The 23,526-nt window shown below is 59.2% G+C and carries 15 protein-coding genes and 5 pseudogenes; 11 read left to right on the plus strand and 9 right to left on the minus strand.

All coding sequences use genetic code 11. From position 1 onward, the window contains the following. Positions 1-640, plus strand: a 640-nt coding sequence (locus JCM15831_RS13955; protein ID WP_025824727.1) for an SH3 domain-containing protein, incomplete at its 5' end; no start/stop codon positions are given. Between the two features lie 42 nt (positions 641-682). Beyond that, positions 683-2,155 carry a pyruvate kinase gene (gene pyk, locus JCM15831_RS13960; RefSeq protein ID WP_084490718.1) on the plus strand — a complete coding sequence of 491 codons (1,473 nt, stop codon included), beginning with the start codon at positions 683-685 and terminating at the stop codon, positions 2,153-2,155. Between the two features lie 189 nt (positions 2,156-2,344). Here the strand turns inward: pyk and JCM15831_RS13965 are convergent, their stop codons facing one another. Further along, positions 2,345-3,232 (minus strand): prephenate dehydrogenase/arogenate dehydrogenase family protein, encoded by an 888-nt coding sequence (locus tag JCM15831_RS13965; protein WP_025824729.1) that lies wholly within the window; start codon positions 3,230-3,232, stop codon positions 2,345-2,347. Continuing rightward, on the minus strand, positions 3,229-4,287 hold the full coding sequence (locus JCM15831_RS13970; RefSeq protein ID WP_025824730.1) for a lysylphosphatidylglycerol synthase domain-containing protein: 1,059 nt from the start codon (positions 4,285-4,287) through the stop codon (positions 3,229-3,231). Before JCM15831_RS13970 ends, JCM15831_RS13965 begins: the two co-directional genes overlap by 4 nt. Before the next feature lie 255 nt (positions 4,288-4,542). On the opposite strand from JCM15831_RS13970, the pseudogene hpnA reads away from it, so the two are divergent. The 3 genes and pseudogenes from hpnA (at position 4,543) to hpnC (ending at position 7,566) form a co-directional block, all read left to right on the plus strand. After that, a pseudogene (gene hpnA, locus JCM15831_RS19365) lies at positions 4,543-5,543 on the plus strand (hopanoid-associated sugar epimerase). Continuing rightward, positions 5,540-6,691, plus strand: a pseudogene (locus JCM15831_RS19370) (glycosyltransferase). The pseudogenes hpnA and JCM15831_RS19370 overlap by 4 nt, the downstream one beginning before the upstream one ends. Then, on the plus strand, positions 6,691-7,566 hold the full coding sequence (gene hpnC, locus JCM15831_RS13985) for a squalene synthase HpnC (protein WP_035774618.1): 876 nt from the start codon (positions 6,691-6,693) through the stop codon (positions 7,564-7,566). Before JCM15831_RS19370 ends, hpnC begins: the two are co-directional and overlap by 1 nt. An 82-nt stretch (positions 7,567-7,648) precedes the next feature. On the opposite strand, the gene JCM15831_RS23075 is transcribed toward hpnC, so the two are convergent. The 3 genes from JCM15831_RS23075 to JCM15831_RS13995 all read right to left on the minus strand — a co-directional run bounded on the left by JCM15831_RS23075 (position 7,649) and on the right by JCM15831_RS13995 (position 9,376). Beyond that, positions 7,649-8,299: an aminotransferase class I/II-fold pyridoxal phosphate-dependent enzyme gene (locus JCM15831_RS23075; RefSeq protein WP_232228221.1), complete on the minus strand. Its 651-nt coding sequence runs from the start codon at positions 8,297-8,299 to the stop codon at positions 7,649-7,651. Continuing rightward, positions 8,230-8,829 carry a hypothetical protein gene (locus tag JCM15831_RS23080; protein WP_232228222.1) on the minus strand — a complete coding sequence of 200 codons (600 nt, stop codon included), beginning with the start codon at positions 8,827-8,829 and terminating at the stop codon, positions 8,230-8,232. The genes JCM15831_RS23075 and JCM15831_RS23080 overlap by 70 nt, the downstream gene beginning before the upstream one ends. Positions 8,830-8,920: 91 nt before the next feature. Beyond that, positions 8,921-9,376 carry a cupin domain-containing protein gene (locus JCM15831_RS13995; RefSeq protein WP_025824732.1) on the minus strand — a complete coding sequence of 152 codons (456 nt, stop codon included), beginning with the start codon at positions 9,374-9,376 and terminating at the stop codon, positions 8,921-8,923. Positions 9,377-9,502: 126 nt separating this feature from the next. Between JCM15831_RS13995 and hpnD the strand changes: the two genes are divergently transcribed. From hpnD to JCM15831_RS14015, 4 genes and pseudogenes are all read left to right on the plus strand, one after another. Further along, positions 9,503-10,372: a presqualene diphosphate synthase HpnD gene (gene hpnD, locus JCM15831_RS14000; RefSeq protein ID WP_035774620.1), complete on the plus strand. Its 870-nt coding sequence runs from the start codon at positions 9,503-9,505 to the stop codon at positions 10,370-10,372. A gap of 3 nt (positions 10,373-10,375) precedes the next feature. Beyond that, positions 10,376-11,654: pseudogene (gene hpnE, locus JCM15831_RS19380) on the plus strand (hydroxysqualene dehydroxylase HpnE). 98 nt (positions 11,655-11,752) lie between these two features. Continuing rightward, positions 11,753-13,674: pseudogene (gene shc / locus JCM15831_RS19385) on the plus strand (squalene--hopene cyclase). A 1-nt stretch (position 13,675) separates the two neighbouring features. Next, positions 13,676-14,305, plus strand: coding sequence for a nucleoside phosphorylase-I family protein (locus JCM15831_RS14015; RefSeq protein ID WP_025824734.1), 630 nt, complete (start codon positions 13,676-13,678; stop codon positions 14,303-14,305). 379 nt (positions 14,306-14,684) lie between these two features. Here the strand turns inward: JCM15831_RS14015 and JCM15831_RS14020 are convergent, their stop codons facing one another. After that, positions 14,685-17,294 carry a TonB-dependent receptor plug domain-containing protein gene (locus JCM15831_RS14020; protein WP_373277663.1) on the minus strand — a complete coding sequence of 870 codons (2,610 nt, stop codon included), beginning with the start codon at positions 17,292-17,294 and terminating at the stop codon, positions 14,685-14,687. A gap of 157 nt (positions 17,295-17,451) precedes the next feature. On the opposite strand from JCM15831_RS14020, the gene JCM15831_RS23460 reads away from it, so the two are divergent. Together JCM15831_RS23460 and JCM15831_RS23465 are read left to right on the plus strand one after the other, a co-directional pair. Continuing rightward, positions 17,452-17,994 (plus strand): aminotransferase class I/II-fold pyridoxal phosphate-dependent enzyme, encoded by a 543-nt coding sequence (locus tag JCM15831_RS23460; RefSeq protein WP_051528551.1) that lies wholly within the window; start codon positions 17,452-17,454, stop codon positions 17,992-17,994. Next, positions 17,981-18,577, plus strand: coding sequence for an aminotransferase class I/II-fold pyridoxal phosphate-dependent enzyme (locus JCM15831_RS23465; RefSeq protein ID WP_051528552.1), 597 nt, complete (start codon positions 17,981-17,983; stop codon positions 18,575-18,577). The genes JCM15831_RS23460 and JCM15831_RS23465 overlap by 14 nt, the downstream gene beginning before the upstream one ends. Before the next feature lie 22 nt (positions 18,578-18,599). On the opposite strand, the gene JCM15831_RS14030 is transcribed toward JCM15831_RS23465, so the two are convergent. The 3 genes and pseudogenes from JCM15831_RS14030 to JCM15831_RS14040 all read right to left on the minus strand — a co-directional run bounded on the left by JCM15831_RS14030 (position 18,600) and on the right by JCM15831_RS14040 (position 23,470). Beyond that, the gene (locus JCM15831_RS14030) at positions 18,600-19,958 is read right to left on the minus strand and encodes an NCS2 family permease (RefSeq protein ID WP_025824736.1); all 1,359 of its coding nucleotides are present in this window, start codon (positions 19,956-19,958) and stop codon (positions 18,600-18,602) included. A 94-nt stretch (positions 19,959-20,052) separates the two neighbouring features. Next, positions 20,053-21,292: pseudogene (locus JCM15831_RS21185) on the minus strand (alkaline phosphatase family protein). Between the two features lie 69 nt (positions 21,293-21,361). Next, on the minus strand, positions 21,362-23,470 hold the full coding sequence (locus tag JCM15831_RS14040) for an AsmA family protein (protein WP_025824737.1): 2,109 nt from the start codon (positions 23,468-23,470) through the stop codon (positions 21,362-21,364). Positions 23,471-23,526: the final 56 nt, after the last annotated feature.

Consider the following 23,526-nt stretch of genomic DNA (forward strand, 5'->3'; position numbering starts at 1 on the left):
GGCGATTGCGGCTTCGCCGAGCGCGTCGCCAGCCCCCGACACCGCTGCGGCCGCTCCTGATGTTCCCGTGCAGGACAAGGGCACCAATACCGGGCTTCCCTTGCCACGCTTTGCGGCGATGCGCGCGGACAAGGTGTTTCTGCGCAAGGGACCGGGACAGCGTTACCCCATCGAGTGGGTCTATCATCGTCGTGGCCTGCCCGTAGAGGTCGAACGCGAGTTCGATGTCTGGCGGTTGATCGAGGATGCAGACGGCATGAAAGGCTGGGTGCATCAGGCGACTCTTGTTGGCCAGCGCACGTTCGTCATCCCAGGGCAACCGCCTGAGGGGCATGCCGCAGCGGTCGGAGAGGCGTCGGCTAAAACTGGTGATGTGATCGGCAAGGCGGATGCGCGTGTGCTCGGTTACGTGCCCGGCGAAAGCGAGGCGCGTCAACGTCAGGGTGACACCCTGCTTTACAGTCAGGCGGACGAAGAGAGCGCTGTCGTGGCCGTTCTGCAACCCGGAACCGTGGGGACTCTGAAGCTGTGCCCTCAGGGATCCTCGTGGTGCAAAGTGGTGGTCAAGGGCTATACCGGATGGCTCCCGAGACGTGTGTTCTGGGGGCTGTTGCCAGGAGAGACGCTTCAGCCTAGCTGAGGCTATGATATGCAAAGTGCAGCAATTGGATCGGAGATCAGTATGACATCCTCACCTCAAGCAGCTTCGGCTCAGGGTACGGGACTGAAGAAAGAGGCCGAACAGCGCCGCACGAAGATTGTTGCGACCCTTGGCCCGGCTTCGTCTACGCATGAGATGATCCGCACTCTGGCCCTTGCTGGCGCTGACGTGTTTCGTCTGAACTTCTCGCATGGCTCGCATGAAGATCATGCAAAGCGTCATGCGACCATTCGTGATGTCGAAGCCGAGCTGGGCCGTCCTCTCGCCATTCTGGCCGATATGCAGGGCCCGAAGTTGCGCGTCGGCACGTTTGCCGATGGCAAGGTCGAGCTTCTTGAAGGCGCTCGTTTCCGCCTCGATCTCGATCGCACGCCGGGCGACGCCCGTCGCGCCTGCCTGCCACATCCGGAAATCATGCGCGCCGCCGAGCCCGGCAGCCGTCTGCTGCTCGACGATGGCAAGATGCGTCTTCGTGTGGTCTCCTGCGATGAGACCCATATGGAGACGGAAGTCGAAGTGGGCGGTTTTCTGTCCGAGCGTAAGGGCGTGAACGTTCCTGACGTTGTGCTGCCTATCCCGGCTCTGACCGAGAAGGACCACAAGGATTTCGCCTTCGCGCTCGATCTCGGTGTCGAGTATGTGGCGCTTTCCTTCGTGCAGCGTCCTGAAGACGTGCAGGAAGCGAAAGACATCGCCAAAGGCCGCGCCTGGATCATGACCAAGCTCGAAAAGCCGCAGGCAATGGAACGTCTGAGCGACATTATTGCGCTGTCTGATGCCGTGATGGTTGCCCGCGGCGATCTGGGCGTCGAGCTTCCGGCTGAAGAAGTGCCGATCGAACAAAAGCGCGCCATCCGCGAAGCCCGCTTCCAGGGCAAGCCCGTCATTGTCGCAACGCAGATGCTCGAGAGCATGATCACCGCGCCGACCCCGACGCGCGCTGAAGTCTCCGACGTATCCAACGCTGTTTTCGACGGCACCGACGCCGTGATGCTTTCGGCTGAGAGCGCTGCGGGCAAATATCCGCGGGAGGCCGTCGAAGTGATGGCGCGCGTAACGCGTCGTGTCGAGAACGACTTCGAGTGGCGCATGCAGGAAGAGGCCTTCCGCCCCGATAGCGATGGCACGACCGGTGGCGCGATTGCGGAAGCGGCGTGGCATGTGGCGCAGTCCGTCTCGGCAGCTGTGATCGTGGTCTACACCCAGAGCGGTCGTGGCGCGCTTCAGATTGCTCGTGAGCGTGCGGATTGCCCGGTTCTGGCGCTGACACCAGATGATGAGACGGCACGTCGCCTGAGCATGGTCTGGGGCGTGCGTGCCATGTCGGTCGGGCAGGAGACGCCGGTTTACGGTGTCGAAGGCGTGGTCGATCAGGCGGTCGGACTGGCTGTTTCAGAAGGCTATGCAGAGAAAGGCGACAAGCTGGTTCTGCTCGTTGGTCTGCCTTTCGGCCAGAAGGGCTCGACGAACACACTGCGCGTTGTCACCATCTGAACTTGATACTCACAGCGGGGAGCACCCCGCTATGATGTCTGTATCGAGTGCCTCCTGAGGACTGATGGCCTCAGGAGAGCGGCAAAAGCGCGTGCAAGTGGTCAGTTGCAGGAATAGACGCCCTGTATAGGCCGTTCATTTGCTTCGGGCGGACGGAACGAGCCTTCCTGGCTGCAGCAGGTCGGCGCCTTACGCCTTGCCGCGGTCGGCTAGTCCGCGGCGGATTCGGCGGCCACGCGATATTGTCTCAACGATGGTCTTTTCGTCACCTTCGCGGATTGCGGCAGCCATGTCGGCCATATCCTGACTGAAGCGGTCGAACACGCTCAGAAGAGCGTCTTTGTTATGCAGAAAAATATCGCGCCACATTGTCGGGTCAGATGCCGCGACGCGGGTGAAGTCCCGAAAGCCTGATGCGGCAAAATCCAGGACTTCTGTGCGCATCTCTTCAGCGAGAGTGTCTGCAGTACCGCAGATGGTGAACGCAATCATATGCGGCAGATGGCTGACCATGGCGCAGATCGTGTCATGCTGATCGATATCCATCACCCGAATGCGTGCGCCCATTGCGTCCCAGAACGCGGCGATGCGGTCTATGGCGTCCTGCGGCGCTTTGGAGTCTGGGGTGAGCAGGCACCAGCTACCTTCGAAAAGCGTCGCAAACCCTGCATCGGGTCCTGAGTGCTCAGTACCCGCCATGGGGTGGGCAGCAACATAGGCAATGTCGTCCCGCATGTGCGGGGAGACAGCGTCAGCGACGCTTCGACGGGTGGAGCCGACATCTGTCAGGATGGCGCCCGGCTTCATATGCGGCAGGATCGCGGTGGCGACAGGAGCCATTGCCCCGACCGGCACGCAAAGCATGACACAATCGGCGTCTTTGACGGCTTCCTGCGCATCAGCGGTCACGATGTCGCCCAGATCGAGCGCGTGGACGCGACTGAGCACGTCCGGGTCACGATCCGTGACGACAAGTGTGTCGACCAGACCGGGCGTCGCACGCAGGCGTCGCAAAACCGATGATCCCATCAGTCCGGGGCCGATGACGCAGAGCGTGCCGAAAAGTGGCGTGGTCACGAGGGTTCTCTCCGGGGGGCAGAGTCGGCGTAGTCCAGTGCGTCCTGTTCAGCAGAGCTGTTCTTTGCGGCACGGAGGCGACGCATTTCCGAGAACTGCCAAAGGGCCATGACCGGGATGCCGATTGCGATGTCGCGTCCGCGTCTCAGGAGGGACAGACCCAGAGAAATATCCGCTTCGATCCCGAAAAAATAACCAAGAGCGACATAGGCGGCTTCCTGCACGCCGAGCGCTGCCGGAACGAGGAAGGAGGCGGACATGATACCGCAAACGACGCCTTCAATCGCGATGGCCCCTCCATAACCGACATGGGCGCCAAGGAGCTCAAGCGAGAGCCATGTCACCGCAGCGCCACCCAGCCAGCAAAGCAGATGGATCAATGCTCCGCTCGCAATCCGGCCCGGACGCGCCCAGAGCAGATCGAGCTGTGCCTGAAAGCTGTCCATATTGTCGATAAGGGTCGTGCGCCAGCCCTCGGCAATATGACGTCCGAGAAAGCGGGCAACGTGATGAATGGCGACGCCACCTCGCTGCTGGGTCCAGATAAAACCTGCAATGCCGAGCGTCAGCAGTCCCATTCCCCCCAAGACGGGCCAGGTGAACTTATTAGTGCCGCTGTGATTGAACAGAAAGACGAGGGCGATAATGACGAAGACGATCTGACCGAGGACTTCGGTCGTGATGTCGACAATATTAGTCGCAATGGCAGCAGGCCATTGGAGCGGGCTGAGCCGACGACTGAGTCCGGGGATACTGCATGTGGCGCGAATGCCGATGACCATGCCCCCCAATTGGGAGAAGGGCAGGCAGTTTCCGGCGGCATCGCGTACAGCGCGTGAGGCTATGGCGCGGAAGAGCCCGAGCTCGGGACAGGCGAAAAACCACGAGATGCCCAGACCGATATCGACCAGAACCTGGCCGCCCACGATGGCGACGAACCCTCCGATCCCGATGCGTTGCATGGCAGTGAGAACATGGTCGATGCCGAGCCAGGCCATGATCCCTGTCAGGAGAGCGACGCCCAGAAGGGAGAGAATGAGGGTCAGGGTCTTCAAGGTCAGTCTTGTCCGAACGACGCAGGGGTTGCGATGGGGCATCATCCGACGGAGGGCGGATGGGCGATACATCTGCGGCATTTTGAGAGGATGTCGCGCTGTCAAGTGTTCGCGGGTGTCTACACCAGACAATCCGCTTTCGCTACTCCGGGGCTTAAAATGACGAAAAAGCCATCGCCCCCAAGGTTGCCTGTCGTTTTCCCGGCGGTATGGTGCGGGATCGATCTGCTAGCAATGTGAGCATCAAGAGATATCATGAGTGAATACACGCTGATTACCGGTGCGACCGGTTTCGTTGGCTCGGCGGTCGCGCGTATTCTCAAGCAGCGCGGGCACAAGATCAGGTTGCTCGTCCGCGCTGGAGCGGATCTCTCCAACCTTGAAGGGCTGGATGCCGATCTGGTGACTGGCGACCTGACCGCACCTGAAAGCTTCGTGCCAGCCTTGCCGGATGCCGCTATCTGTTTCACGTCGCTGCCGATTATCGCCTCTGGGTCCCCGACCCCGCCGTGATGATGCGCGCCAATGTCGAGGGAACGCGCCGTTTGATGATGGCCGCTCTCGATGCCGGGGTTGAACGTATCGTTTATTGCTCGTCGGTTGCTGCTTTGGGGTTGACCAAGGATGGGACGCCCGCTGACGAGCTGACGCCCGTCACCGAACACGATGTCATCGGCGTTTACAAGCTGTCGAAATATCGTGCCGAGCAGGAGGTGCTCAGGCTTGTGCGTGAGCAGGGGCTGCCAGCTGTGATCGTCAATCCGTCGACACCTGTCGGGCCTCGGGATATCAAGCCGACGCCCACAGGCCAGATGATTGTTGACGTCGGTTCAGGCAATATGCCGGCCTATGTCGAGAGCGGTCTGAATATCGTGCATGTCGATGACGTGGCAGAAGGTCACGTTCTGGCACTCGAGAAGGGTGTGATCGGTGAGAAATATATCCTCGGTGGTGAAAACTACATGCTGGGCGATTTCTTCGGACTGATCAGCGAAGTGGCCTGCGTGAAGCCCCCGCGTATCAAACTCAGACAATCCTGGTTGCAGCCTGTGGCAGTCGTGTCCGAATGGCTGGCGCGTGGCTTTGGTATTGAACCGCGCGTGACCCGTGAGACGCTCGCGATGTCGAAAAAGAAGATGTTCTTCACGTCGCTCAAGGCGCAGGAGCATCTTGGATATGCGCCACGCCCGGCCCGTGATGCGGTGGCCGACGCAATCACCTGGTTTCGTGAACATGGCCGGATCTCGATGAAATGATCAGAAATCTGATGGCAGTGTCTGCGTTGGCAGCCTGGGGAAAGCTGCTTTTTGCCCATGGTCGCTTCTGGCGAACTGGCGCGCAGTTGACCCCGGTGAGGGCAGCGCAGACCGATTCATGGCCCGATGTCGCGGTTGTTGTGCCCGCGCGCGATGAGGCTGAGTCGATTCAGCTGTCTCGCGACGCTGCTGCAGCAGGATTACAAAGGCAGGCTCAGCGTCGTTGTTGTCGATGATGGCAGCACTGACGGGACGGGCGATCTGGCCCGTGCGGTGGCAGACCCGCATGGCCGTCTGACGGTTCTTACCGGAGGCGTGCGTCCTGAAGGGTGGAGCGGCAAGCTCTGGGCCGTGCATCAGGGTGAAATGGCGGCCCGTCAGAAGATCGGCCCGGAAGGCTTCATCCTGCTTACCGACGCGATATTCTGCACTCGGCGCTGCATCTCGAAACGCTGGTTGAAAAGGCCCTGCGTGACCGTCTCGATATGGTTTCGGAAATGGTTGTGCTCAATTGCGAGAGCGCGGCTGAGCGGTTGCTGGTCCCTGCCTTCGTTTATTTCTTTGCGATGCTCTACCCGTTCGAGAAGGTCAACGACCCTTCCTCCGGGGTGGCTGGAGCAGCCGGGGGGACCATCCTCGTACGCCGTTCCATGCTCGAGCGTATCGGTGGGGTCGAGTCAGTAAGGGGCGCCCTGATCGATGATTGCTCTCTTGCCAGTGACATCAAGAGAGCAGGGGGCAGGCTTTATCTTGGACACAGCACTCTGGCCTGGTCGATTCGTCCCTATCGGGGCGCCGCTGACATCTGGCGCATGATCGCACGAACGGCATATGTGCAGCTGCGATACTCACCTGTGATCCTGCTTTGCACCATTCTGGGTATGGGGCTGGTCTGGCTGGCTCCTGTCTATTTTGCCCTTTTTGGCCGGGGGCGCGTGAAAATCATGGGCGGGGCATCGCTCTTTCTGGCGACGCTTTCGTTCCTGCCGACCCTGTCGCGTTTCAAGCTATCTCCATTGCGCGCGCTCGCCCTGCCGGTCGTGGCGGCTTTCTATATGGCAGCGACCATAGGCTCTGCTGTCGACCATCATCGGGGGCGCGGCGTGCAGTGGAAAAGCCGTTTTTATACTGAGGAGACGCACGCCTGATGAGCGCGATCAGCAAGAAGGTCGATCCTGTCTGGGGAGAGGCTGATGTCACGTCCCCCAAGGGAGCGAGTGACGAGAACTTTCCGGTTGGATCCTTGCTCTTTGCCAAAGCCAACCGCGCCCACGTCACGGCTTACTATAATTTTGCCCGGGTTATCGATGATATGGTCGATAATGCGACACTGTCCTCCGAGGCCAAGATCGCCCGATTGCGGGGGATGGAAGAGGTTATTCGCGGAACACGCGAGGCCCCTCAGCGTGCTGATGCCCAGACGGCTGTCATATTGCGACGCCATCTTCTTCAGACCGGTGTTCCGGCTGAGACCGCGACGGATCTGATTACGGCGTTCTGTCAGGATGCGGTCAAGAATCGCTATGAGAGCTGGGACGAGTTGCTGGGTTATTGCCGGTTTTCGGCGAACCCCGTTGGACGCTTCTTGCTGCTTTTGCATGGAGAGAGGCCCGAAACCCTGCCGCTTTCAGATGCGCTTTGCAGCGCTTTGCAGGTGATCAACCATTTGCAGGATGTCACGTCGGATCTCAAGACGCTCGACCGTTCCTACCTGCCTCAGGAGATGCTGAGTGCTGAAGGGGCAAAAATCGAGGATGTGCTTCTGGCGCGCAGCAAGCCGGGCTTGCGCCGTGTCTTCATGCACCTTCTCGATGAAGTCGATCACCTGAACCGTGAAGCCGCGCGGTTGCCTGCGCTGGTGCGTGATCGTCGGATGCGCGCTTATTGCGCCGTTGTGGTCGCACTTTCCCATCGCCTTGCAGCGCGACTGCGTCGTGAAGACCCTGTGGCGGGTCGGGTGAAGGTGACGCGTCGTGACGGGTTTTATGCTCTGGCCAAGGGGGCAAGAGCCTTTATCGGCTAAGCGCTCGTAAAAAAGGGCACCGTTGAGACGGTGCCCTTTTTCTTGAGGTGAGTGCGTGACCTCTTAAAAAAGAAGAGGGTTTTTACGCTAGGATCTGGTCCAGGGCGGCACAGAAGGCTTCCATTTCTGTCATCGAACCGACAGTGACGCGTGACATGGTCGGCCAGATGTCCCAGTTGCGACCGATTTCGATTTTTCTGGCGGCAAAAGCCGTCTTCATCTGGGCAGCGGGTTTCTTCCAGTCGACCAGAAACATGTTGGCCGCGCTACCGGGGACAACGCGGATTTTCCGTTTTGCCAGATGATCGAAGGTCATGCTGCGTGCGGCGATCATCTCGTCACGTCGTGCCTTGATGGCGTCGGTCTGGGCAAGGCTTACCGCTCCGGCAGCCAGGGCGACGATGTTGAGCATGGAGATCATGTTCGGGCCGTCATAGCGCATCATACGCTTGTGCAGATCGGGGCGTGCGAAAGAGAGGCCGAGGCGCAGGCCCGCCATGGCGAACATCTTCGAGAAGGTTCGCAGAACGATGACGTCCTTGCCCTGCTTGACCAGCGAGATGGCGCTCGGCGCGTTTGAGAAGTGGATATAGGCCTCATCGACAATGATGACCGAGCCTGCGGGCTTGTTGTCGGCGAGCCAGGCAATATCCTCGAGCGGCGTCAGTGTGCCGGTCGGGTTGTTCGGGCTGCAGATGTAATAGGCGCCCGCATTCGGATCGGCCTTGAGCATGGCGCGCACATCAGTCGCATAGCATTATGCGCCGAGAGGGGGACGCGGGTCAGCTTGATCTTCATCCAGTCAGCGGTGCGCCAGGCGGCTTCGTAGGTAGGGTTGGCGGTAACCAGCCCCCGTTCGGGGGAACAGAAGGTCACAACCGAGCGACAGAGCGGATCGCTGGAGCCAGGCCAGGGCAGGATATGGTCTTCCGAGATCCCCTCGACCGAAGAGGCCGTTCGCAGAAGCGTGGAACGCAGATGATCGGGTTCATAGCGGTTGCCATACGGTACCTGCGCCTGACCGGCCGTAACGGCAGCAGGGAAAGGGCCGGTCCAGCATTCATTGCTGCCGATACGGACCATGTCCGGATGGCCCACGAACGGATCATCGCCCGGAGCCTTGATGGCGGCGAAAGCCGAGGAGCCGAACTGCGTGAGCGCGGCGCTCATGCCGAGCAGGCCTGTCAGGCGACCAAAATGGCGACGTGAGTAGCCACGTCCCAAGAGTTCTTCTTTGGCTTCCTGGGTCAATTGCGCAGTCATGAGCTTGTCTCCGATGGAACAGATCGCTCAAGGAAATGGCCATTCGTTACGAATGTCAAATCATTTTCGAAACGAGATTGCGCGGTTCCGGTCAGTATTCGTCCTTCTCGCCTTTGAGGGGAATCGAGGTGGGGAGATGATCGCCCCCGGCATAGGTCAGAAGCAAAACAGTCGGTGTGTCGCCCGACATGCCGCGATGGGCATCGTTCATGCTTTCAGCAAAAGCTTCGCCCTGATGGTAGACATGACTGGCGCCGCTGGCCTTGTCCTGAATGGTCAGCTGCCCCTGAAGCACATAGCCGACATTGGGGATCGGATGGGTGTGCCAAGGCAGGGCTGTATGGGGCGCAATCGTCAGGCGGATCGTTGTCAACGTCGGTTGTCCGGCGGGATAGGCGCCGTAGGGATTGCCGTTCCAGGAATGATCTGCCTGAAGAAGTCGCTCGGCATGCGCTGAGGCCGTCTGTTGCGCCCGAGCCTGTTCTGTCGCCGAGGCCCAGAGCCCCATGACAAGGACGCAGGATGTGAGCGCTAGGACATGTTTCATGGGCGGCTTTCCTTTTGACTGGACAAGGGGGGACGGTTTTCGAACGCGTGTAACAGAGCCCGGATTTTGCTGTTTGATTTTTTGCGGGTAAAAGGTCCAACACGTTGACGAGACAGGGATGACGCAGTGAGCGGGTTTCAAAAGGGAGCGGTGCTGGGCTGTTCCGTGGCCGATCTAGAGCATGTCCATGCGATAGTGACCCGCGCCGGTACGTCTTTCGCCAAAGGAATGAAAATTCTGCCGTCCGAACGGCGCTACGGTATGTTTGCCGTTTACGCCTTTTGTCGTGAAGTCGACGACATCGCCGATGGCGATGTGCAGGTACCTGATCTCGCCGAGGCGTTGCAGGAATGGCATCGCCGCATCGAGCGTCTGTTTGCGGGCGAGGCTCGCGATGGCCTTGACCGGGTACTTCTCGCCTCGATTTCCCGTTTCGGTCTGCGTCAGGAAGATTTTGCAGCTGTCATCGATGGTATGGCGATGGATGCGGCCGGACCGATCGTTGCGCCCGATGAGGCAACGCTCGATCTTTATTGTGACCGTGTCGCCTCTGCCGTTGGACGTCTCTCCGTCCGTGTCTTTGGTGATTCTTCTCCTGAAGCGGACCGCGTGGCGCATCATCTCGGTCGTGCTCTCCAGCTGACCAACATCCTGCGTGATCTTCAGGAGGACGCCGATCGTGGGCGTCTTTATCTGCCCCGTGAGATGCTCGTGCGCCATGATGTGCCGCTCGATTCACAGGAAGCTCTATACGCGGTAGGACTGGATCCGCTGGCCCGGATCATGGCTGTGCGGGCTGCGGACCATTTTCGCGAGGCGCGCCGCGCCATGAAGCGTTGCGACACTGTTGCCATGCGTCCGGCGCGCATCATGGCAGCGTCCTATCGCCCGATCCTGACAGCTTTGTCGCGTCGGGGCTGGCGTCATCCGGACGTGCCGGTGAAACCCAGCAAGGCAGGACGTGTCCTGCGCTCCCTTGTTGCGTATTATCGATAATCCATGACCCATGTTCATATCATCGGCGGTGGACTGGCAGGTCTCTCCGCAGCCGTCGACGTCATCGGACGCGCCAGAGTCTCTGTCTATGAGGCCGGTCCTGCCTGTGGGGGGCGTGCTCGGTCCTATTTCGACAAGGCGCTGGCGCGCGGATCGACAATGGCAATCATCTGCTGCTCTCGGCGAACAAGTCGACGTTCCGTTATCTCGGTCTGATCGGGGCAGAAAAAACGCTGACTGGTCCCGGAGCACCCATCTTTCCGTGGTTCGATCTCAAGGCCAATCTGGCTGGACACTCAGCCTTTCAAAGGGACGGGTGCCCTTCTGGGCGTTTTCGAGGCGTCGTCGGGTCCCGGGTATGAAGCTCTCCGAACTGGCGATGCTGGGACGGATTCTCAGGGCGGGACCAGACCAAACTGTCAGTGAGTTCCTTGGAGACGGCATGCTGACGCGCCGGCTTCTGGAGCCTTTCGCGGTTTCCGCGCTGAATACGCCGCTTGAATCGGCCAGCGCCACCCTTCTGGCGGCGATCATCCGCGAGACACTGGTGCTCGGTGGCTCTGCCTGTCGCCCCTGGTATCCGTCTGAAGGCTTGTCCGAGAGCTTTGTTGACCCGGCAGTTGCTCATTTGCGGCGTCTGCAGGGGGAAGTGCATTGCGGCACACGTATCTCAGGCCTTGACGTGCAGGGCGGTCGCGTGACCGGTTTGAAAAATGGAAGTGACACGATTGCGGTCGGTCCGGAGGACAAGGTGGTGTTTGCAGCCCCCTCTCCGGTCGCACGTTCGTTGCTTGAGGCTCATCTGCCCGGTTTCAGCGCGCCTGATGCGTATGAGAGCATCATCAACGTGCATTACCGCCTGTCGGCCCCTGTGAAGGCACGCGGTATGTTGGCCAAGGTGGGATTTGTCGGTCTCGTCGGAGGCGTTGCGGAGTGGATCTACCTCAAGAACGACATTCTTTCCGTGACTGTGAGCGCCGCCAATCGCTATACGACGTGGGACAATGACGAACTGATCGCCACGATCTGGTCTGAAATCCGTCAGGCTGTAGGGCCCGTGCTGGTAGAAAGCCTGCCGCAAGCCGTACCGCCTGTGCGACTGGTCTGTGAAAAGCGCGCGACCTTTGCGGCCACTCCGGCGCAGGATCGTCTGCGTCCGCAGGCCCGCACGCGTCTCGAGAACCTGGCGCTTGCCGGGGACTGGACCCAGACAGGGTTTCCCTCAACCATTGAAGGGGCGATCCGTTCAGGCACCGAGGCCATCAAGGTCTTGGGCCTCTAACGGTATTATTGAGTTTTTAGAAAGGACATGGGCGGGCAATGTTGATCTATTCCGACGTTCTGGAGCGCCACGAGACCGGGATTCCGGCCGAAGCGGATATGGGCCAGGTGCGTCAGGCTATCGATTCCGCCCACGCTGCGCTCTCCAACAGGCAGAATGACGATGGCCATTGGGTGTTCGAGCTTGAGGCTGATGCGACCATCCCGGCTGAATATGTTCTGCTCGAGCATTATCTCGACCGGATCGATGACGAGAAGCAGGCGCGTATCGGCGTCTATCTCCGCCGTATTCAGGGGCAGCATGGCGGCTGGCCCCTCTATCATGATGGAGGGTTCGATCTCTCGGCGTCGGTGAAAGCCTATTTCGCGCTCAAGGCTATTGGTGACGATATCAATGCGCCTCACATGAAACGCGCCCGCGAGGCAATTCTCGACCACGGTGGAGCGGCACGTGCCAACGTGTTCGCCCGCATCCAGATGGCCCTGTTTGGTGAAGTGCCCTGGCGGGCAACGCCGGTCATGCCGGTTGAGCTCATGCTGATGCCCAAGGCAGCGCTATTCTCGATGTGGAACATGTCTTACTGGTCGCGTTGCGTAGTGGCGCCGCTTCTGGTTCTGCGCACACTGGAACCCCGCGCGATCAATCCGCGGAACATCCATATCCAGGAACTCTTTGTAACACCTCCCGAAGAGGTGAAGGACTGGATCCGGGGCCCTTACCGTTCCTTCTGGGGGCGGGTGTTCAAGCACGTCGATACCGTGCTGCGACCGATAGAACCGCGCTTTCCGGCATCGATGCGCAAGAAGGCCATCAAGGCAGCGATCGACTTCATTGAGCCGCGTCTTGGGGAAGGTGGTCTTGGCGCTATTTACCCGGCCATGGCCAATGTCGTGATGATGTATCGTGAGATGGGCGTGCCGGATAACGATCCACGGGTTGAGCTGGCGTGGAAAGGGATCCAGGAACTTCTCGTCGAGAAAGAAGATGAGACCTACTGTCAGCCTGTGTGTCACCCGTCTGGGATACGGGTCTGTCGAGCATGGCCATGGTCGAGGCTGCGTCAGGTCCGCAGGCAACGCGTCCAAAGGAGACGCGTGAGCGTATGCAGCGCAGCATGAAATGGCTTCGCGAGCGTCAGATTCTGAACGTCAAGGGCGACTGGGCTATCAATTGTCCCGACGTGCGCCCCGGTGGCTGGGCCTTCCAGTACGAAAATGACTACTATCCCGATGTGGACGATACGGCCGTTGTCGGGATGCTGCTCAATCGTGAAGATCCGGAAGGCAATCGCGAGGCGATTGCCCGCGCCCGTGAATGGATCGTCGGCATGCAGAGCACGAACGGAGGCTGGGGCGCTTTCGATATCGATAATGATCTCGAAGCATTGAATCACATTCCCTTCTCCGATCATGGTGCCTTGCTCGATCCACCGACGGCCGACGTCTCGGCGAGGTGTGTCTCATTCCTCTGTGATCTAGGCTTTCCCGAGGATCGTCCCGTTATCGAGCGTGGCCTGGCTTATCTTCGACGTGAACAGGAGGCCGAGGGCTGCTGGTTTGGAAGATGGGGCACGAACTACATTTACGGGACCTGGTCAGCGCTTTGCGCTTTCAACGCCGCAGGTGTGCCGCATGATGATCCGGCGGTTGAGCGTGCGGTTGCATGGCTTGAGAGCACCCAGCGCCCGGATGGCGGCTGGGGTGAGGATTGCGCTTCGTACGAGGGCGCTGCACCGGGCGAATACGATATGAGCCTGCCGACCCAGACAGCCTGGGCAGTGCTTGGTCTCATGGCGGTCGGTCGTCGGGAAAGCGACGTCGTGCAGCGCGGAATTTCCTATCTCGTCTCCCAGCAGGACGAGAAGGGCGAATGGCAGGAAAAGCCCTATAACGCGGTCGGCTTTCCGAAGGTCTTCTATCTTCGCTACCATGGCTACAAGCAGTTCTTCCCCCTGATGGCTCTCTCGCGCTTCCGTAATCTGGGGCTGAGCAATTCGGGCCGGGTAGAATACGGCTTCTGAGATGCTTGGAATACTCGTCGGTCTGAAAGCCGAGGCGCGGTTGATACGCAGCCGCTGCCCCGATGCTCCAATTGCTCTCAGTGGAGCGACGAGCCAAGGCGCGCAGGCCGGTGTCGAGCGGCTGCTCGCAGCGGGGGCAACCCGTCTCCTCTCGTTTGGATGTGCGGCAGGCCTTGAGCCCGGCCTCGAGCCGGGTGCGATCGTGATTCCGCAATGGGTGCTGGCAGGGGGCAGGCATTTAAAAACGGATTCTGCTCTGTCCCGTGATTTTGGAGTGGGTCGAGCCGGCGTCCTGCATGGCGGTATGCTGCACAGCGATGACCTTGTCGTGACAGCGGCTGAAAAAGCTGCCCTTCATGCGCGGACTTCCTGCCTTGCCGTCGATATGGAGAGCGGCTTCGTCGCGCGCGCGGGGCTCCCTTTTGCTGTTTTGCGGGTCGTCTGCGACGACTCCCGGCGTGATCTTCCTCCTGCCGCCTGCGATGTGCTGGCTGGCGGCCGCATCTCTCCGGTCAAGCTGTTGAGGAGCCTCGCCAGACAGCCTAGTCAGATTGGGGCTCTCATGGCGTTAGGGCGCGATGCCTCTGCGGCACGCGCTGCGATGGGGCGCTTCTTGACCGACCCTGCTTGAGCCCTGCGCGCGTCACCGTAGGAGAGGATGTCGTTGCCTGAGGTCTCTGGAGCTCCGGTTCTTCGCCGTAGAGCGGAAAGGGCCCATTCCACACAGGGGAGATAAAATGGCGCGGAAAAGCGTAATTCAGGTGTGATACCGGGGAAGTTTTGCATCACGCTCCCGGTATCACAGCGTTTATGGACGATATTACTATGTCCAAAAATAGGCAGATCCCCTTTTTCAAAAATAAAATTCGTTTTCAGAAAGTGCTTTTACTGCGGTTCTGTTCGATATCTCTCCGCCGAAAATACCGGAATTTCCTGTTCTGCTTTGGTCAGGGTGATGGAACAGCCAGGGGCCGTTCCATCACTCACCCGTTGAACAGAAAATTGTCCTCTTAGAAGCTGGCGTCGATCCGTCCGTAATAATAGCCGCCTGTCATCGGGACCTGTGCGGAGTTGGCATCATAAATGCGGGCGCCATAATTATTGTTGATCGGGTTTACGCGTCTCGGACGAATATTGAAGATGTTATTCGCGCCGATGGCGATATGCCAGCGTGGCAGGAAGGCATAGCCGACCTCAAGGTCTGTCAGCCAACGCGGTGTGTTTTTGAATTGCGCAAAGCAGGAGCTTGAATAGCGCAGAGCGCCACCGGCCTCACAGCGCGCGGAGGACGGCGTCCAGTCCTGATACCCAAGCATGGCCGTCGTTTCGCCGTAGCGGGTCTGACGGAGGTTCACATCCCATTTTCCCAACGTCCAGAAGACATTCAGGATGAGCTTCGAACGGGGATAGGCCGTCGTGATGAAACCAGCAGTTGCTGCATTGAGCAGGGGAACGGCACGACCTCTGACCATCGTGGTGGCGACGTGGGTCAGTCTTGTACGATTGAGATCGAGCGCCGCCGTCAGATTGACGCTGCCATAGCGGGCCAGATGCAGCAGATAGCTGGCTTTCAGATCGACACCCTGGGTTCGCGTGCTCGCACCATTGGCGAAGAAGTAGGTGCTGACAGCATTGGGATCGAGACCAGAGGGGATGACAAAGCCCAGCTGCTGCAAAGCGGCGATCGCGACCGGCCCGTTATTGGAGCCCCCAGCGATCACCCGATCGCGAATATTGATCTGATAGACATCAGCCTCGACCTGAAGGCCCTTGAAGGGTTCGACTACGATACCGCCGCTGGCGTTGGTTGAACGTTCAGGCTTGAGAGGGGCAGCTCCAAGGGTGCGAGCGGCCTGCGAGCCAACGGGCAGAAGTCCAGAGACGGTTGTAGCCCCGACATTGATCGCGCTGAAATGTTGCTCGGCCAGTGTCGGTGCGCGAAACCCGTTGCTGATCGTGCCCCTCACGGCCAGGCGTGGCGTAATGTCGTAGCGCGTCGAGATCTTGCCGTTCTCGGTATTGCCGACATCGGTATAGTGCTCGAACCTTCCAGCGAGATCGACATCCCAGTGAGGCAGGGGATGGAAATCGCCATCGACATAGCCTGCCCAGATATTACGGTTCCATTTGCCGGCATTTTGAGGGCTCAGACCTACATAGCCCGACATGCCACCGGCCTCGTAGGAGGGAGGTGTGCCAGCCACGATTTCATAAGTGTCGAGCCGGTGTTCCGCCCCGAAGGCAATCGTCGTGGGAACGGAAAAACCGGTATGGAGAGAGCGTTTGAAGTCGAGCGCATTCGTCCACTGCGCCATGCGATAGCTCTCGGCACGCGTCGTTTTGGGTGACCAGCCACATCTTTCCGTCGACAGGTAAGGGCTTGTGCTGTTGGGGAAGCTGCTTCGGGAGAGGCAGTTCTTGCTGAGCATGCCGAGATTGACGCTGTTCTTGTTACCGATCTTGTCCTCATCGGCGCCGTAGCTCGTGCTGAGATCCCACGAAAACCCAAAGAGAGCGCGGCCCTTGAGGCCGAGTGTTGCGGCGTAATCGTTCTCTTCGATCGTTTCGATCGGCGTAAAGCCTGAAGGGTAATAGCTAGGTGCGATGTTAGGGGGACGATAGTTCTGGTAAGATTCCGCATGCCGGTGGGCGTAGGTGATGAGCGAGTAGAAATCGATGTCGGGGGTAACTGGCTTACCAAGAGCAATACTCAGGTTTTCCCGGGTTTCTTCTGGCGTATTCATGACCTTGTTCGAGTTTTTGGGTACTTTGACCGGCCCTTGATAGAGCGCCGTGCCCGCTCCGGGAGGCGCATAACCCAAAAGGCGGTGATCTTCGGTGTAAGGAACCATATGGTCGGTGTGATAAACCTGTCCGCTCAGATGGAGATACCCGTCACGCAGAAATTTCAGGCCACCATCGAGACTGGTGCTGTACTGCCAGCCATCTCCATTATAGGCGTTCGCACCCGTCTGCCCACGAACATTCAGACCATGATCGGTCTTCTTCGTGATGATGTTCACGACACCGGCCAGAGCGTCCGAGCCATAAAGAGCGGCGGCACCATCTTCGAGGACTTCGATGTGATCGATCGAAGCTGCCGGGATCATGTTCAGATCGACGGGTGTGGCACCGAATGCGGGACCTGCGACAGCAGAAATATTGGCCGTGGTGTGACGACGCTTTCCGTCGACGAGGACGAGAACCTGATTGGGGTTGAGGCCTCGCATGCGGATCGCAGAGGTGAGGGCTCCGGCATCGTTGCCCATAGTCGGCACGTTGATGGATGCATAAGTGCGTGTCAGGGCATCGGCGAGATTGAGCTGGCCGGAGCGGCGTAGTTCAGGGGCTGAGATCACAGTTACAGGGGATGAGCTCTGGCGGGCCAGACGGTTCGTCGCGTGCGTACCCGTGACGATCACTGTTTCCGTGTCGGCGCGTTCCCGGATGACGGGGAGCTTGGCCTTTTTCGACGTCGGGACTGGCGTCGCCCGACCTTTTTGATGCCCGCTCAAAGGCGGCTTTGCGGGACGGATGCCTTCCGCCGCCGCAGCATCCAGTCCTGTTCCAGCAAGGAGAATGCCAGCTGTTGTCGCGAAAACCGTCTTTTTGAACATCAAGCCCACCTTTCCATGAAGTGGGCGATGTTTCGTCGATCACGGGCGCTTTAAGGGTGAATTCGCAATGAAGCTTTGGTGTTACGTTTGTTACGTTGCGTAATTAACTTGATAATAACCTTTCCGCTGCCGAGGGTGACCTGAAAATCCCGGATATGAGGTGGAAACTGTGAAACGCCGTGCATTATTGGGGGGCAGCGCGACGATGCTCACCCTGTTGGGGACGCAACAGGCACGCTCAGCCTTTGCTGCGCCTCCGACCTCTCCTTCCTCTAGCATGCCTTCCCGCCGCGCGCGTCTGGAAGTGACTGAAAACCCTTTCGGGCCAGCACCGGCTGCGCGTCGTGCCATTGAGCAGTCCGTGTCCTTCGCGCCTTATTATGTGGAGGACGAAACCGAACTCAGGCTTCGTATTGCGGGTCAGGAGACCCTCTCACGTGATCAGGTTGCGCTTTCGAATGGTTCTCTCGACGCCCTCAGTCTGCTCACTTGCGATATTGCTCGTGGCGGGACGGTTCTGGCACCGCATCCGACCTATGTAACGCATCTCAATTATGCGGCTCGGCGTGGGATCGAGACCGTTTATGTTCCCCTGCGTGAGCATCAGATCGATTTCGTGGAGATGCGCAGAGCGATCACTCCCGCCACGCGCATGGTCTATTTCTGCAATCCCAATAATCCCACGGCAGATGATCGATCATGAGGCGCTGATCGGGTTCTGTCGGGACGTCGCGCCGCGTTGTCCGGTGGTCATCGACGAAGCTTATTACGAGCTGCTGCCTGACTATCAGCGCATGACCCTGTCGCCGCTGGTTCGTGAAGGGCTGGATGTGATCGTTGCCCGGACTTTCTCGAAGGTTTACGGTATGGCGGGATTACGCATCGGCTATATTCTGGCGCGACCCGAACGCGTCAAACAGCTCTATAGTCTGACGACGACCTCCAGAAACCAGCCAGGCTACCGGGCCGCGCTCGTTTCGTTGGGAGACCTTGAGTATCTGCAAGCGGCACAAACCTATCTGACCCAGTGCCGGGAGAAGATCTACCGTGTCTGCGAGACTCATCAGCTGAAATATCTGAAGAGCGTTGGTACCTTTGTTTATGTCGATACAGAACGCCCCGCTCTGGCGATGCGGGATGCCCTTGCCCGTCATGCGGTCGATATCCGTGTGTTTGACGATGCGCGTTATCCGGGCTGGATCCGTATCGGCACCGCGACCCCCGCCGAGCTGGACATGCTGGCTGAGGCCCTTCCCAAGGCGTTGGCTGAGGTGCGGATGCTTTAGACCGTTTGAGAGGGCGAGGAGCTTATCCTTGCCCCAATCCGGTCTGGCTGATGAGGAAAAGATAAAAGAGGAACACGGCATCCAGACCCAGGACCATTGGCGTCAGCCGGACGAACTGGCGCGTGACCAGAAGCATCAGAGAATAAAACAGGAGGCCAAGCGCCAGACTGACCATGAAATTTCCTGTCAGTACAGCGATCAGAAGCATGAAGGCGGGCGTCAGAATGGCCTCCTGCGACCCGTTGGCGGCCTGACCGAGTGCGGAAAGCATCGAGAGCCCGACAAGGATGAGCACGGGCGCTGTGGCTTCAGGCGGGATCATCACGATCAAGGGCCAGAGGACAGAAGAAGCGGCAAAGAGCAGGGCGACGATCAGGGCTGTCAGACCCGTCCGTCCGCCTGCTTCGACCCCTACCAGGCTCTCGACATAAGCGGAAACGGTGCTGGTGCCCAAAGCAGAGCCGATGATGCTTGCAGAGCCATCGGCAGCAAAAGCCGCACGTCCCAGCAGTGTGGTTCCATCAGCCTTGGTCAGCCGGGCACGATTGGCGACGCTGTACATCGTGCCGGTCGCATCAAAGAAATCGCTGATGAGAAAATAGAGGGTGATCGGCAGAAGCAGCTCGAGATGAGAGAAAAAGTCGCCGAAATTGAAGGGGAAGAGCAGGTGCGTGGGATAGTGCGGCCACTCGACAAAATGCTGTGGCAGGCTCGTAACCGGGTGGCCCCCCTTATGAACGAAAAGGCTCGCAAGTGTGACGGCCAGAATGGCGATCAGCATTCCAGCCGGAATACGCAGGACGACAAGGGCGCCCGCCAGAAACAGCCCGAACAGGGTCAGAAGGGCAGAGGGGTCGCTCAGACTGCCGAAGTGAAAGCCATCGGGGGCGGCGACAGCGAGATTGCCTGTCACCATGCCGAGCCTTGCAATGAAAATGCCGATTGCAACCTGAATGCCCAGGACGATGGGTTCGGGAAAAGCCTGGATGATCTTGTGGCGTAGCCGGGTGACGGAAAGCGCTGTGAATGCAATCCCTCCCAGAAGCACGATCGTAAAGGCGGTTCGCACATCGACATGCATCTGGTTGACGACGACCTGCGCGAAGATCGCGTTGCTGCTCATGGCAGGGGCAAGTGCGATCGGCATGTTGGCGAAGATCGCCATCAGCAACGTGCCGCAGACGGCGGCGGCGATGGTCGTCATGATCAGGTCATGTGAGGCGAGCCCCGCTTTGGACAGGATCGCGGGATTGACCGCCATGATATAGGCCATGGCGCCGAACGTCGTAAGACCGGCCAGGATTTCACGCTGAACCGTCGACCCTCTCAGCCCGATTTTAAAGCGGCGATCCAGCCAGGAGGAGAGAGAAGAGGCAGTCACGATAGCGAGGCTCCGGGCAGGAAAGAGGCGTAGTGGCTTTTTATGAGAGAAGGGACGCTAGCGACAAGGGCGTCGACCGGCTGGCGACCCGTCTTCACTGAATGGCACGATAGGTGTCACGCAGGCCGCCCTGCAGAGGAACCAGAGAACCGTCGTTATTCTCCGGCAGCAGACCCAGAAGCATCATGAGCAATGGGTAGACATCGACGTTGTCGAAGGTCGGCAGGGTTTTGTGAGAGAGAAAGGCCGGTCCTGACGCGATAAAGGTCGCTGTCATGTCCGGGGCGGCCATGTCATAGCCATGCGTACCGGCGATGACGTGTTCATGAGGCTCCCGGGTCAGCGTCCAGCCGTTTTCGGCGAGGCAGAGCCAGGCCGGGACGCGCGGGTTTGTGCCGTAGTGCAATCTCTCGGGGATGCGGTCTTTCGACCAGCACGTAACGTGGTCGCGCTGGGCAGAGAGAGAGCGGGCCAGTTCGCGCTCGTGGCCGGGGACCGGGTTGATGCCAGCATAGGGACCGGAAGTGACGATTTCCATGCTGTGTGGCGTGGCCAGACTGCTCAGGGGAATGACGCGCTGAGGGCTCAGCTCGGTCATGCCGTGATCGGAGACGATCAGGATATTGGCTGCGACATGGCGCTCGGCGAGCCCAGCCATGAGACGCGCAATGGCAGTATCGACTTCGCGAGAAGCCGCGTGAGTCTCCGGAGCAAACGGACCATGCTTGTGGCCTGAATGATCGACACCATCGAAATAGAGGAGAGACAATGCCGGTCGCTTCTCGCTGGGGCGGTCGAACCATGAGAGCACCGTGTCGACCCGGAGTGTCGGGGTGCGCTTTGGATCAAAGTGATACCAGATCTGAGGGCGGGTATTCAGGATGGGGACGTCTGAACCGGGCCAGAACATGATGGCTGTCATGAGCGTGCATCTGCGCAGTAACCCATGCCGGGGTACCGTTATTCCACCAGCGAGGATCGTCGAGACCCGTCTTTTTGCTGACGCTGAAGACTTCTCCCGGGATGTCGGGGTCGATGATCGTATTGCCGATGATGCCATGATGATCGGGACGCAGTCCGGTGACCAGCGTGTAGTGGTTCGGAAAGGTCACCGATGGAAAAGAGGGACGCATCGGGGCGAAAACACCCTCATCGGCCAATCTGTCGAGGGTAGGGGTGTCGCCGTGATGAAGGTAATCGGGCCTGAAGCCGTCGATTGAAATCATGATCACAGGCGGAAGGCCCGTGGCCGTCTCCACCTTTGCCGGGATGGGAGCTGTCTCGCAGCCAGCAAGACAGAGCAGTACGGTCAGAAGAAGGGAGATGCGCGCCATCCTTACAAACTGGCAGGATGGCGCGTAGGGATCAATCTCCTAGATCGACCTTGACGTTTTTGAGCACGGTTAGTGCTGTTTGAGACGCTTCTGCCAGACGGAATGGACCTGCTTACGGTTCAGGGGCTTTTGTGGGCCCGCCTTGCCGCTGGAGCCAGGTTGGACGGTTGCCGCGCCGCTGCCCGTCGTCGATCCGGGTTTGACGCCAGCCGCAGGGGCGTTGTTGGCTTGTCCAAGGGCTGTTTCACAGGCGCTTCCTTCGCCGACACCAAACTGGATGGTTGGCAACAGGACTGCCGGAGGAAAGGCAACGGCGAGCGCTGCTGTGGCGGCGGCGCGACCGATGAGTTCAGCACCGGGCATGATCGTCGGGCTTTTGAGCGGGCCGGTGACATTGACCCGTCCGGGCAGAGACAGAACATTGAAGGAAGTCGAGCGGGTGACGACGTGATAATCGAGGGTTTCGTTTCTGAGATTGACCGTGCCGCCGCCCAATGTGCGGGTGTTATTGGTCATCAGCAGCAGGGAGTTCGTGCTCAGAATGCCCTGGCGCAACGGCATATCGGCGATGAAGCATTTCAGATCCGAACGTGTCGGGATGCCTACAGCTGACAGGATTGCACTGCCGATCTTCAGTCCCAGCAGATCGGGAAGAAGGGCAGAGACATCACCGCCATGATCGACCACGAGGGTCACGCCGCCATCGCCATGAGCCAGCAGGCTTGCGATGGAATTACCCTTTGCGGCAAGCGTGATGTGGCCGCCGAGCGTTCCCTGACCCTTGAAGGTATCGGTCGCTTTCATGAGGCGCTGAACTGAGAGACGGGAGACATCGACCTTGAAATGCGTGTCGAATTGTCCGTTCGATGCCGGGTTGAGCGCGCCCGAGAGACCGAGCGTTCCGTCGCCGACAGCAAAAGCCAGCTTGTTGATGGTGATGGCACCGTCATGGACGACGATATCAGCCACGATGTTATCGAGCGGCGTGCTCTTGTTCTCGATGCGATCGCCTTTATAGACGAGATGCGCATTAACCGAGTTGAGCTTGGGAACATTGATCGGCTGGGAAGGCAGGATGCGATCGCTTGTCGAGACCTGCTTGCTCTCGCCTTTTCCCGGCTTGGCGCCGATGAATCCGCCCAGATCCTGAAGGTCGACACGACGGGAGTGCAGGTCGGCATCGACCGTGATCGGCTTGGTCTGCGGGTCGACCGAGATCGTTCCCCCGATATCGGACGAACCCAGCTTACCAGAGAAATTACTGAAGCGGATATGAGCGGCGGTGTAAGCGAGATTTCCCGATACGCTGTAATTGGGCGTGTGGGGGATGGGAATACCTGTCAGACCATACAGAAGGGCCATGTCAGGACCTGCAAAATGCAGAACGAGCTTTGTCCCTTTGAAATGCAGGGGATCATCGACGGCACCGCGTAGCGTCACATAGGTTGGACCGTTTTCGAGACGCGCGTCGATCGGATAGGGGTGGTTTGAATTGGTGAGCGTCAGAAGAGAGCCACCGACAATATGGCCGGAGATGGGGGCCTGAGCGTATCGACCTTTCAGATCGAGCACGATGTTCCCGTCTTTTTCGCCCTGGGCGGGCGTGGTGTGCATCAGGATGTGCATGTCGGTCTTGAGCTTGGCCATGGCCACACGGATGTCACCATTGGTGATGATCAGATCGCCAATTTTGGGCAGCTCAAGGGGTTTGGAGTCGTCTTTTGGCGCGGGATCAGGCTTCGCGTTCGGGTCAGAGAAGCTGTAGTTGTTTTTGCCGTTGGCGAGCGCAACGATATCGCCCTTGGGCGTGTCGATCGAGATCAGAGGAATCTCGAGACCTTTGTGAGTCAGGTAGCGCCAGACATTGACGGAGACCGTCGATTTATTGGCGCTCGCGAAAAGCTCCTTTTCCGACTCAAAGCCGTCAGGTTGATGAACCTTCAGATCGTCTACGGAAACCGTCGTGGTCAGACCCAGTTTGACATGGAGATGGGCAATCGAAACCGGTCGATGCAGCGCGGCGCTGGCACGGCGGTTGATGAGTGGCACGAACCAGTCCCAGTTCCAGAGAAGGATCAGCAGGACGAGCAGGAGCGCCAGAGCCCCCGAGATGATGGCGAGAGCACGACGCACAGGGCGTCGACGCGGCGCTTTCGGTGAGGGTCCGTTTTCTGCCACGTTCGCTGCCTTTCTGCTGGGTTTTCCAGGGAGGACACGTGGCTGAGCGACAACGA

Source organism: Asaia astilbis JCM 15831 (genome assembly GCF_000613845.1).
Lineage (GTDB): Bacteria > Pseudomonadota > Alphaproteobacteria > Acetobacterales > Acetobacteraceae > Asaia > Asaia astilbis.